The organism is Niastella sp. (assembly GCF_045805085.1).
Taxonomy (GTDB): domain Bacteria; phylum Bacteroidota; class Bacteroidia; order Chitinophagales; family Chitinophagaceae; genus Niastella.
This window is the reverse complement of the sequence record NZ_JBJMLX010000520.1, coordinates 1-12,384: the sequence shown is the minus strand read 5'-3', so window position 1 is coordinate 12,384 and position 12,384 is coordinate 1. Positions and strand designations below refer to the sequence as shown.

General features: G+C 45.4%; 10 protein-coding genes and 1 pseudogene. 6 read left to right on the top strand and 5 right to left on the bottom strand.

Going from position 1 to position 12,384, the window contains the following annotated elements:
* A partial coding sequence (locus ACJ751_RS27080) for a hypothetical protein (protein ID WP_407748666.1) occupies nucleotides 1-683 on the top strand: 683 nt, incomplete at its 5' end.
* Nucleotides 684-737: 54 nt separating this feature from the next.
* On the opposite strand, the gene ACJ751_RS27075 is transcribed toward ACJ751_RS27080, so the two are convergent.
* Nucleotides 738-1,874, bottom strand: coding sequence for a glycosyltransferase family 4 protein (locus ACJ751_RS27075; protein ID WP_407748665.1), 1,137 nt, complete (start codon nucleotides 1,872-1,874; stop codon nucleotides 738-740).
* 61 nt (nucleotides 1,875-1,935) lie between these two features.
* On the opposite strand from ACJ751_RS27075, the gene ACJ751_RS27070 reads away from it, so the two are divergent.
* The 5 genes from ACJ751_RS27070 to ACJ751_RS27050 all read left to right on the top strand — a co-directional run bounded on the left by ACJ751_RS27070 (nucleotide 1,936) and on the right by ACJ751_RS27050 (nucleotide 6,992).
* Nucleotides 1,936-3,195 (top strand): hypothetical protein, encoded by a 1,260-nt coding sequence (locus ACJ751_RS27070; protein ID WP_407748664.1) that lies wholly within the window; start codon nucleotides 1,936-1,938, stop codon nucleotides 3,193-3,195.
* Nucleotides 3,196-3,346: 151 nt separating this feature from the next.
* Nucleotides 3,347-5,542, top strand: coding sequence for a glutamine synthetase III (locus ACJ751_RS27065; protein WP_407748663.1), 2,196 nt, complete (start codon nucleotides 3,347-3,349; stop codon nucleotides 5,540-5,542).
* 133 nt (nucleotides 5,543-5,675) lie between these two features.
* A complete protein-coding gene (locus ACJ751_RS27060; protein ID WP_407748662.1) occupies nucleotides 5,676-6,146 on the top strand; it encodes an NUDIX domain-containing protein in 471 nt (156 codons plus the stop codon).
* A gap of 15 nt (nucleotides 6,147-6,161) precedes the next feature.
* Nucleotides 6,162-6,596 carry a hypothetical protein gene (locus tag ACJ751_RS27055; protein WP_407748661.1) on the top strand — a complete coding sequence of 145 codons (435 nt, stop codon included), beginning with the start codon at nucleotides 6,162-6,164 and terminating at the stop codon, nucleotides 6,594-6,596.
* 204 nt (nucleotides 6,597-6,800) lie between these two features.
* Entirely contained in the window at nucleotides 6,801-6,992 is a 192-nt protein-coding gene (locus ACJ751_RS27050; RefSeq protein WP_407748660.1) for a hypothetical protein, read from the top strand.
* 59 nt (nucleotides 6,993-7,051) lie between these two features.
* Here ACJ751_RS27050 and ACJ751_RS27045 read toward each other — a convergent pair whose 3' ends face one another.
* From ACJ751_RS27045 to ACJ751_RS27030, 4 genes and pseudogenes are all read right to left on the bottom strand, one after another.
* Complete coding sequence (locus ACJ751_RS27045; protein ID WP_407748659.1) at nucleotides 7,052-8,527, bottom strand: T9SS type A sorting domain-containing protein; 1,476 nt, start codon at nucleotides 8,525-8,527, stop codon at nucleotides 7,052-7,054.
* Between the two features lie 493 nt (nucleotides 8,528-9,020).
* The gene (locus tag ACJ751_RS27040; protein ID WP_407748658.1) at nucleotides 9,021-10,484 is read right to left on the bottom strand and encodes a T9SS type A sorting domain-containing protein; all 1,464 of its coding nucleotides are present in this window, start codon (nucleotides 10,482-10,484) and stop codon (nucleotides 9,021-9,023) included.
* 382 nt (nucleotides 10,485-10,866) lie between these two features.
* Nucleotides 10,867-11,559 carry a (d)CMP kinase gene (gene cmk, locus ACJ751_RS27035; protein WP_407748657.1) on the bottom strand — a complete coding sequence of 231 codons (693 nt, stop codon included), beginning with the start codon at nucleotides 11,557-11,559 and terminating at the stop codon, nucleotides 10,867-10,869.
* Nucleotides 11,560-11,915: 356 nt separating this feature from the next.
* A pseudogene (locus ACJ751_RS27030) lies at nucleotides 11,916-12,384 on the bottom strand (ATP-dependent Clp protease ATP-binding subunit); the annotation flags it as partial.

Here is a 12,384-nt window from a genome sequence, read left to right as displayed (position 1 = left end):
TAAAAGACAGGCTCAAAAAACTGATCAACGCCACGCCCGATTACCGGATCTTTAACAGCGAATATGTACGGCAACAAATAAACCCAACAGATGATATTCCATCCGGCATCCGCAATTACGGCATTCCCGATCAGGTAGCCCTGTTGCCAGCTGCAGAAAAGAAATATGATTTTGCGTATGTAGGCACAGTAGATAAAAGCCGTAAGATTGAAGTACTACTCGATCGCTTTACCAGCGGCGCCTTAAAAGATCGCACCCTGCTGATGCTTACCCGCGACTATGATACATTGGCCAGCACTTATGCCCATGCTACCAACATTACCTTTAAAGGACCTGTTCCCAATCATGAAGTGTATGCGCAGATGCAACAGGCCCGCTTTGGCATCAATTATATGCCAGATATTATTCCATATAATCAACAAACATCAGCCAAATTCCTCGACTATGCTGCCTGCGGTATGCCGGTTGTAACCAATGATTATGCGTGGGTACGTAACTTTCAAAAACAGTTTGGCGGCAACTATTTTTACCTGCATGCCAACCTGGAGAATTTTACCTGGGAGAATGTAAACAACTGCCACTATTCCCTACCCGATTTAACCACCTGGACAAGGGAAAAACAGATCAAAAGATCGGGCGTGCTTGATTTTCTGGAGACAAAATTTCCTGAAATAAAGTTTTAAGAATTGGGTGCAAGGTCTTTGTTGCCGCGACGGCTTACGGCCTGAAGTGGGCAGCTACTCCGCCCAGTTATCATTCAGCGTAGCAATGTACTCGTCGATCACATGTTTTATGTTGAACTTTTTGATCACGAGGGCGCGGCCATTGCGGGCGAGGCGGCTCCGTTCTTCCAATGGCAGGTTGATCATCCGTTCCATTTTATCGGCCAGATCAAACGGATCGTGCGGGTGGCACAAAAAGCCCGTGATATTATTCACCACCACTTCTTTACAACCGCGGGTATTACTGGTGATCACGGGTATTTCCATACTGGCCGCTTCCATGAGGCAACGCGGAACACCTTCATTATAAAAGGAGGGGAATACAAAACAATCGGCCCGCTGTAAAAACGGACGCACATCTTTGGCGAACCCGCCATAGTGGATCAGTCCTTCCTTTTGCCAGCGATCGAGGTCTTCCTGAGAAATAGAATCGGGGTGATGTTGTTCAAAGAAGCCGATCAGTTCAAACCGAACTGCATAATTCTTCTTTATTAAAATACGGGCGGCATCGGCATACAGACTAATGCCCTTGCTTTTGAGCAGGCGGGTACTCATTATGAAAGTAAAAGGCTCGCTGTCTTTTTTAGCAATGCGTTGGGGAAAGGAGAAATAGTCGGTATCAACCCCTTCGCCCGGCAATACCTTTACTTTTTCAATATTTACAATGTGTTCGTTGATGAAAATTTTGGCGTCCTCATTATTCAGGAACCACACTTCCCTGGTTTTACGAAGGGCTCGTTTGTACAAGAGCTTTACCACGCGGTACAGCCAGTTGCGTTTGGCAAAAGGATAGCCCAATCCGGTAATAACGGCCACCGATGGAATACCAATGGCTGCGGCAGCCAGTGAACCATAAATATTAGGTTTGGCCACATAATGAAAAATAAAATCGGGGCGATGCTGGCGGTACAGGTCTTTTAGCTGGCGGTAAAAAGCAAGGTCGGAAACGGGGTTCTCCGTTTTATTATTGAAGTTGAGCGGTATGAAGCGGCAGCCACTCTCCTGCAGATAGCCAGAGTACTCATCATCAGGGGCCAGCACCATTACCTGAAACCCATGAGCCATGAGGTAGCGGATCACATCTAACCTGAAATTGTAGACAGACCACGCACTGTTAGAAACAAAGGCAATCAACTTATGAGCACCAACCATTCAATAAAATTGGTATCAAATGTATAGATTTGTCGGCATTAGTTCAAGAGCCAATTAATCTATGTATATAATAGGCATCCTGTTTTATAGTATAGTATTTATTTATATACTCTACCGCCTTACCCGCAGGAAGGTACCCCTGACCCTTACAGAGTGCAGTCTGGCCTTTCTTTTTAAAGTAGGGCTGGGTTGTTTGTATGGCTATATCTATGCGCATTACTATAATGGCGACGATACCTGGAACTATCATCTCTACTCCCTGCAGGACCTGCATAAACTGAAACATGAAACCGGACGTTATTTCACTGAGCTGTTACCTGCCGAATCTTTTGCCTGGGCCGGCGGCACCTTCTGGAATGGACTCAGCGCCTATATCCATACGCTCGAAAGTGATAGCATAAGTAAAATACTCAGCATAGCCGATATCTTCAGCGGCGGTAATTATTATATCAATGTGGTATTCTTCAATTTCATTTTGTTCTGGGGACACTACTGGTTATTCAGCCTGTTTGTAAAAGAATTCCCCGGCAAAAGAAAACCGCTGTTGTGGCTGATCTTTTTCTTTCCACCCCTGGTGTTCTGGCTAAGTGGGATCCGGGGCGATGGACTGGTCTTATTTTTCCTGGCCCTGTTGTTGCTGCATTTTCGCCGGTGGTTGTATGAACACAAAAAATGGTCGGTGCTGTATTGTTTACTCAGCATGCTGGGCATTATAATATTCCGGAGCCAGGTGCTGCTATTATTACTACCTGCCCTGCTGGCCTGGTTCGTTTCTGTAAAGTTTAATCAAAAACCGGTAGCTGCCTTTCTGTATATCTATGGCATTGGCGGTTTGTTGTTCTTTGCAAGCGCCTGGATTTCGCCAACCAAAAACCTGCCTGCCGTGATCGTAGAACGGCAGCAGTCGTTCCTGAAATTAAATGGTACCCGGTTTCCGCTCGACAGCCTGCAGCCAACGGCAACCAGTTTTGCCCGGGTGCTGCCCCAGGCCCTGAGCCATACATTTGTTCGCCCAACCATTTGGGAGGCAAAGGGGGCTTTACAGCTCATGACAGCGGTGGAGATCATCGTTTGCTGGCTGCTGGTGTTGCTAGCTATTATAAAAAGAGATATCCATGCGAAACAAACCCTTCAAAAGCCGCTTATCCTGTTTTGCCTGGCCATTAGCCTTACATTATATATATTTATAGGGTATGTGATCCCTTTTCCCGGGGCAATTGTGCGGTATAAAGCTATTCCGGAGCTTTTATTGCTTTCTGTGGCGGTGATCTGTACAAACTGGAACGCCCCAAACCAGATTAGCAAAAAAATATATATTTAAAAAAATCGCATTTTTCACCCTTTTTTTAGACCAAACAGGTCTTTTGCCTGCGGTATTTCTGTGTTTTATCGAAAAAACCCTGACATAAATTCAATTTATTTTTTAGACAGGGTAATTGTCTTTAATTTGCACAAAAGCAAAAATTTTAGTGATGGAATCATTACGTTTTAAAGCAATCAACGACCTTACTTCCCAGTCGAACGGCGTGGATGTGGAAGGTTCAACCAAAATTACCGGCATATTCGGTGAGAATGTATTTACTATAAAAACTGCACGTGAGTTTTTAAGCGATGAGGCTTACAAGAGCCTGAACGCTTCGATCAAGGGTGCAAAGAAAATTGACCGCGCCATGGCTAACCAGATCGCGGCCGGACTTCGCCAATGGGCTGAGACAAAGGGTGTTACTCACTATACACACTGGTTTCAACCTTTAACTGGTACAACTGCCGAAAAACATGACTCTTTCTTCACTATTAAAGGGGATGGCAGCGCTATCGAAACTTTCGACGGTGATGCACTGATCCAACAAGAGCCAGATGCCTCTTCTTTCCCAAGCGGCGGTATCCGTGCAACTTTTGAAGCCCGCGGTTATACTGCATGGGATCCTTCTTCTCCTGCTTTCATTATGGAGATCGGTCAGGGTAAAACACTGTGCATCCCTACCATCTTCGTTTCTTATACCGGTGAAACCCTCGACTATAAAGCGCCTTTATTAAAGTCGCTCGAAGCTTTGAACAAAGCTGCAGTTGAAGTGTGCCACTATTTCGACAAAAACGTAACCAAAGTAAACGCAACCCTGGGTTGGGAGCAAGAGTACTTCGTTATTGACGAAGCCTTCTTCAATGCCCGTCCTGACCTGGTTCTGGGTGGACGTACCGTATTCGGTCACTCTCCTGCCAAAGGCCAACAGCTGGAAGACCACTACTTTGGCGCTATCCCTGACAGGATCTACGCTTTCATGCGTGATTTCGAGCAGGAATCTTACAAACTGGGTATTCCTTTAAGAACCCGTCACAACGAGGTTGCACCTGCCCAGTTCGAGTGCGCTCCCATCTTCGAAGAAGTAAGCGTAGCCGTTGACCATAACACCCTGTTGATGGACGTTATGGACCGCGTTGCCCGCCGTCATAAATTACGTGCGTTGTTGCATGAGAAACCATTCGCCGGTATTAACGGTAGTGGTAAACACAACAACTGGTCTATGGCTACCGATACCGGCATCAACCTGCTGGCTCCTGGTAAAACCCCAAAGACCAACCTGATGTTCCTCACATTCTTTGTGAACACCATCAAGGCTGTATATGATTATTCTGACTTAATGCGTGCTTCTATCGCCTCTGCCGGAAACGATTTCCGTCTGGGTGCTAACGAAGCTCCTCCTGCGATCATCTCTGTATTCATTGGCCAGTACCTGTACAAAGTACTGAACGATGTTAAAGAAAGAGTGGGTGGCAAATTCGATGAGCAGGATGAAGCCATCCTGAAGTTAGACCTGCATAGAAGCATTCCTGAGCTGTTACTCGATAACACTGACCGTAACCGTACTTCACCGTTCGCGTTCACCGGTAACAAATTCGAGTTCCGCGCTGTAGGTTCTACTGCAAACTGCGCCAACCCCATGACTACCTTGAACGCTATCATGGCTGAAACGCTGAAGAAATTCAAAAAAGACGTAGATACCTTAATTGAAAAAGGCGAGAAAAAAGAGATCGCTATCATGCACGTTATTCGCGAGTACATCGTAGCCAGCGAAAAAGTATTGTTTGAAGGCGACGGTTACAGCGAAGAATGGCACCAGGAAGCTGAAAAACGCGGTTTACCTAACGTACGCACTACGCCAAAAGCGCTGGATGCGATGGTTACCGAAAAAGCCAAGCACCTGTTCGAAAGCAACAACGTATTAACACACGTTGAGCTGGAAGCCCGTCATGAGATCGAGCTGGAAAAATACCTCAAGAAAGTACAAATTGAAGCCCGTATAATGGGTGAGCTGGCTACCAGCCACATCTTACCGGCTGCTATTAAATATCAGAACGAACTGATCGCAAACATCAAAGGTTTGAAAGAGATCGGTTTGAAAGAAGACAGCTATGCTAACCAGAAACAGATCCTGACCAAAGTTTCTGAGCATGTAAACAAAATGGCTGAACTGGTTGAAAAGATGATCGAAGCCCGTAAAAAGGCGAACGTTATCTCTAACACCCGCGACAAAGCCATCGCTTATTGCGATACTATCAAAGGAGCGTATTTTGATCAGATCCGTTACCACGCCGACAAGCTGGAATTGCTGGTAGGCGATGAGTACTGGCTGTTACCAAAATACCGTGAGATGCTGTTCTTGCGCTAGCCTCCCCCCGGCCCCCTCCGGAAGGAGGGGGAGAAAAACAGAAAGTTCATCAAGAAGGTATACTGACATGACAAGCAAGGACCCCGTTCTGAATAAGGATGGGGTTCTTCCGTTTTAGGCTTACCTTACTGGCATGAAGCAAAGTGCCGGTATATTACCCTACAAGCTGGTAAAGGGGAAGCCATTCTTTTTCATTGGCCATCCCGGAGGACCTTATTACCGCAATAAAGACGTTGGCTTCTGGAGCATTGTAAAAGGAGAAATGGACGAAGGAGAAGAATCCCTGCGCGCCGCTATAAGGGAGTTTAAAGAAGAAACAAATATCGATATTACCGGCCCGTTTATCCCCCTCACATCTGTAAAACAAAAAAGCGGTAAACTGGTACATGTGTGGGCCGTTGAACAGAACTTTGCCACCGACAACATAAAAAGCAATACTTTCACGCTGGAATGGCCACCCCGGTCGGGCAAAATGGTGGAGTTTCCTGAATTGGATAAATTTGAGTGGTTTGACCAGGCTACTACCTTGCTTAAACTAATTCCGGGACAGATACCGTTCGTTCATGAGCTATTGGAATATATAAAAGCGAATAAAGAAACTTAATAAAACTGTTATCATATGGACATTAGGCTTAAAAAAGGAATTGGAGATTTTACCTTCGGCATGAAAGAAGCTGACATAACAGCCAAACTCGGCAAACCCGATAAGATATACGAAGATGAAGATGATGAGAATGAATTAATTTATCAGTATAACAAAAGCAAGATCAAGTTTTCGTTTTACCAGGAGCATGAAGGTAAACTGGGTTATATCCGGTGCGCCAACCCCAAGCTCACCTACAAAGGAAAGCCGATCATTCAGGCCCCCGCAGATACAGTAGTAAAAGAGGTCTTTGGATCGGAGATCAATGACTGGCAGGAAGAAGATTACAACTCCTTTACCACCTATATCAGCGAAGAATACTGGCTGGTTTTAAATTCCGAATACGATGAGGTAACCGATATTGAGCTGGGTGTGCCGGTTAAGAATGATGAGGAGTATGATTGGGGATAGTACTTGCAACAGGTAAATAAGTCTGAATAATTTTTTGAAAGCCGGTGCAAACCGGCTTTTTGATTTTATCTTGACCTCCATCAACAAATCCCCCACCCCTCCTTCACAACCACCTGTAACACACCGCGATCCTCCGAACTTGTCCTTCGTCAATAGGCAGGCTGGCAAATAATTTTTACTATTGCTTCCTTAATTCAACCCTTTATGAAACGAATGCTTGCCATTTCCGCCCTGGTGGCCATTACCGCCATTGGTACTGCTTTTACCGGTTACGCTTACAGCAATAATAAACATCATGGAACCTGCAAAGGGTCCAGGTATTGCACCGCCTGCAAAAACTGCAGCAGGTGCGCCCATTGCGCCAGAAACGGCGGCTCCTGCGGCGTTTGTAAGTAAAAGTTATTAAAACCAAAAAGAGACCCCGTTGCCGGGGCCTCTCCATTCCTAATATATACCTATAAAACCACAAGCTTTTGCATCAGCTTTTCGCTGGTTCCTTTATTGGTTGCAATAAGAATATACACGCCTGAACGCAGTCCGGTTATCACCATATTATCATCATGATAATCGTTCCACTGTTTTAATGTTTTTCCATTCAGGTCGGTGATCACAATGTTGCGAATAGCACTGCTACCGAACAATACATTCATGTTGCCTGATTGGGCCGGATTGGGATAAACCGTCATTCTTGCATTGTCCTGCATTCCACGGATCCCTTTAATAGTTGATACTGTACGGGTACCGTTTTTATCTACCTGTGACAGGCGGTAATAGGTATTGCCTGTAGCTGTATTCGTTTCCCTGTATTGATAATTGATGGGCATGGAGCTGATGCCTCCTGGCGCTTTAGTGGCTACAAAGCCTACTGTTTCAAAAACGCTACTGCCATTGCTTCGTTGGATGTCGAAACCGGTATTTTCGCTTTCAATGTCAGTGGTCCACGTCAGGGTTACAGTTGATCCATTGCGGCTGCCGTTAAAATTCACCAGCGTTACGGGGAGTGAACCTGCCGGCGGCCAGTTGATGGTCACCGTAGCATCATCCGTCATGTTATCGGCGGTGGTGGAAAAATCATTATCCGGACCGTCATCGGTTAACCGATAGGTAAATGTTAACTGGGTAACGGATGTTGAGTTTCGGGTAACTGTAATGGTTCCATCACTGTTTACTGTAATAGAGCCATTAACCGGTTGTGTTAACCTTGACCATTGTAAATGGGGATACAAATCGTTCTGGTCATTGTCTGTACCGGTGGCATCTACGGTAAAACCGCCGGGATAATTTAAGTTGGACCCATATAAAGCCCCGTTGAACGTGGTTTCTGTGCTGCTCACCCGGTTAAAGATATCATTCAGGGCTACGGGCGCACAGTTCGTTCCGCCGCAGATAAGTGATACTCCGCTGATAGTAACATTATCAAGTATATACTTGGTACCGCTCTGTGTACAGCCTGCATGAAAGGAAATAAACACTTTGAAATCAGATGCAGTTACAGCTGCAGGAAAAGTAAATGTAAAACAGGTAGTGCCGCCATTGGTAGGCAATAAATAGTTATCCTGACGGGCATAAATATTGGCAGCCACTTGCGCATCATTTGCAGTAGTAACTGATGATCTTACAAATAAAATATCGGCATAAGTAGCGCAGGGAAAAGCTATCTGGGTATTGAGGTTAGATGTATAAGCCCAGATATCGAAACAAACCTTTACCGTATTCGAAGTCTTGTTCACCGCCGGTGTACCAATACTCGCCGGGTTATTGCCACCTACACCGGGCGTGGTAATCACACTGTTACCACTACCAACAGTACCAAAGCCGGCGCCTGATGATAACGTCCAACCAGTAGGGTTAGGACTAAAATCTTCTTCCAGTTGTGCATGTGCAGCAATCGTTGCTGCAATGAATAATGCAAATAGTAAATACCGTTTCATAAAAATAATTTTGTGGTTAGGAAATATTAGGGGGTGGTTCGCCTCGGTATATTGGCTTTTACTATTTTAATAGGGTATAGAGCAATAGTATCCTGTACGCCGCCATAACGGAGTAAATAATTTCTTTAAGATGTATTACTGATTAATGTGGTAGTGAACTGTCTTAACGACAATAGCCGGCGGGGATATGCGCCCGATGGTGTGTGGGAGCATAACATTCCTTTTACGGTAATAGAGGTTAATACAGCTTGTTCAGAGAATAACTGGAAATAAATTTACCTGGGGAACAATCAATTTTACTTGCGTGAGGTTTTACGAAAGATTGGATATGATACTAGCCCTAAAGATCAAAAGTAACAGGCGATCATCATATTTGCAAGTGTAGGAATACTTAATTGACTTAAAACAAGTCAACAATAAATATAGAAAAACAAAAGCCTTCCTCCCGGGCCAGGCCAGGGAAGAAGGCGTTGATTGTTATTAAAGGTAAAGGCTATCTGTTAATCAATATCTTCGAAACTTCCTGAGCATTGGTTCTCCTGTCAATTACCCGCATCATATACATCCCGGGTTGCAACCCGCTGATGGTAATGTTATCGTCACTATAATTATTCCAGCGTTTCAACAGCTTGCCACTCACATCTACGATGGAGATATCGCGTACTGACGAACTGCCGAATAATACATTTACCGCAATACCCGGGTTAGGATAGATCAGCATCTTCCTCAATTCATCCAATCCACGTATGGCCAGCGAGGGCAATATTTTCCTGCTGCCATCCTGGTTCACCTGTATCAGTCGGTACCAGCTTACGGCATTCACAAAATTTATTTCATCAAACTGGTAGCTGACCTGAAAATCGCTTGAACCGCTTTTGCTGCCCACATAGCCTACGGTCTTATATTGGCCATTTACGATCCGTTGTACTTCAAACCCTGCATTGTCGTTCTCGTTGGTGGTAACCCATTTCAAGGTAACGTTATTGCCATTGCGATTGCCTTTAAAGCTCAGGATGGATACCGGTAACGCACCGCCTGCAGGGAAAGTAACGGTTACAGCAGCCGTATCACAATTACCATTGGGATCACAAAGTTGATAAATGAAATTTACCTGGGTGATCGTATTGTTGGCACGGGTAACTGTAGCAGTTCCCTGTCCGCCCGGATTCATGGTAACACTGCCGGTAGCAGGGTCCGGTGGTGTTTGCAGGGTCCAGGTTAAAGCAGAATACGGATCATTGGGATCGTTATCCAAACCGCCTTGTGATACCAGGTACCCTGCAGGAGGAGCCGGGTAAGCGGCATTTGGTCCATATAAAACAACATTGGCTGATAACACCGGTGGCCCTACCAAAAACACATCGGGCAATGCTACCGGCGGACAGTCAGTTCCTGTACACACTTCCGTTAACCCTGAAATAACAAAATCATCAAAGGCAAAGCGGGTGCTGCCCATATTGCAACCTTCATGTATCACCAGGAACACCCGGAACTGCGTAACCGTAACAGCAGCCGGAAAGGTGAACGAGTTACAAACCTTTCCCCCGCTGGCCGGTACCGGTAATCCTTTAACGGTGCCATACACTTTGGTGGGATCTGTTTCATCAAGGTCGTTGCCATTGTTTACGGTGGTGTTGGTGAAATACAGGTCGTAGGTGGCGGCGCAGGGCAAAGCAGTAAGCGCATCCTGCGGCGTATACCCAAATATACTTGCACAAAAATTTACCGTATTGGTACTCGCCGATTTCATCACAATGGGCGTTCCAATTGTTCCTGGACTGTTGCCGTTGGAGGAAAGGATAACATCATTGCCATTTATGGTGTGATAACTATACCCATTGGCCAATATCCAGTTTGGTGGATGGGGCGTAAAATCTTCTTCCAACTGAGCCTGTAATATACTGGTCCATGTTGCACATAACAGTAATAATGCGCCTGTTTGTAGCATTCTCTTCATAACAATTTGTTTTTAAGTTGTCAATGTGTATAGGAATAGCTTACAACAGCGTACAGATCAAACATCGGTAGCTTTTGACCAGAATAATGGATTAAACAAAATCAGGTTATGTAGTAAAACGAGGCAAAACAGCGTTTATAGGGTGCAGATATTTACGGGGTTCTTTTGTACGCACACAAATGAGCAATACACTTAACCAGGTTAGATGTAGGATAGAAGCATAACTGCTTAGGTAGTAAATTCAGAGGAGACACTTTCAGAGCAGGACAAATGTACTGTACCCGGTTAAGATTATCAAAAATATGAATATAAATTATTGGGTATATAAAAGCCCCGACGGTTACCATCGGGGCTGTATAGTGGATGTAGCATAACTCAATCTTTAAACCCTACGGGCCGGCAGGCGTTCATGCACCCATTTCTTGGCAATCTCCAGCTGCTCTTTTATGGTCAGGTGGGAGTTATCGAGCTCCAGGGCATCATCTGCCTTGCGTAATGGACTTACTTCGCGATGAGAATCAATATAATCGCGCATCTCCAGGTTAGCCCTGACCTCTTCCATGGTAACGTTGGGGTTCTTTTCATACAACTCCTGGAAACGGCGTTTAACCCGGATCTCGTTATCGGCAGTCATAAAGATCTTCAGCTCGGCATTGGGGAACACCACGGTGCCGATATCCCGGCCATCCATTACAATCCCCCGGTTCTTACCCATGTCCTGCTGCTGCCGCACGGCAAATTCCCGCACTTCCCTGATGGCCGCCACCTCGCTTACTTTTTCAGCCACCACCAGGTCGCGGATCACATATTCCACGTTCTCCCCGTTCAGGTGGATCTCGCTTTGACCGGATTTGTGGTTCGACATAAACGTGAGCTTAATATGTTGCATAGCCTCGTGTACTATCTCGGGATGGGTCCAGTCAACGTGGTTGCGCAGAAAATAAAGGGTAAAAGCCCGGTACATGGCGCCACTGTCAATATATATGTATCCCAGCTCCCGGGCCAGCTGTTTGGCCAGCGTGCTTTTTCCGCAAGACGACCACCCGTCGATGGTGATTATGATCTTCTGTTCCATAGATAATGTTGCAAAAATAGTCCACAGAAGGCAACTCCCCTAGCCCTGACATAATAATGTCGTCCGCACTGGCGGACGACATCAAATTTTGTAGTGGGACTTAATCGGCACACTACGCTGTGTCACCTGGTTAGCAGTCATCACCTTAGAGATGCCCTGAATAATTTGCCGGCACGTCGAAGATGCCAGTTTATACTAGGAATAATGTAAACCGAGGGACACAATTCTATTAACGAAAGGTTACCTAATTAGTTGTAGTCCGGCGGGAAAAATGCTTAAAAAAAAGCCCTAAAAAGTAAGGTGAGCCACCCTCTGAGGGTGACCCACCTTATTATATTAATCCTTGATTGTTAATCCTAAGAGGCTTCAGATTTTTCCTTTGCCGCTTTCAAAGTGAACATGATCTTCGAGTTCTCTTTGTCAAGGTCAGCCAACAGGGTGTCGCCTTGTTTAATATGCAGGCTCAGGATCTCTTCTGCAAGCGGGTCTTCCAGGTATTTCTGGATGGCCCTATGTAATGGACGGGCGCCAAACTGTACATCGTATCCTTTTTCAGCGATGAAGTTTTTGGCCTCGGTAGTCAACTCCATGGTGAACCCTAAGTTAGCTAACCGTTTCATTACTCCTTTCATCAGGATGTCGATGATCTGGAAGATGTGCTCTTTATTCAACGAGTTGAAGATGATCACATCATCGATACGGTTCAAAAACTCAGGCGAGAAGGTACGTTTCAGCGCTTTTTCAATAACAGCTTTGTTATTTTCATTAGCGTTCTGTGTACGTGCTGCGGTAGCAAAACCTACGCCGTCGCCAAAATCTTTCAAC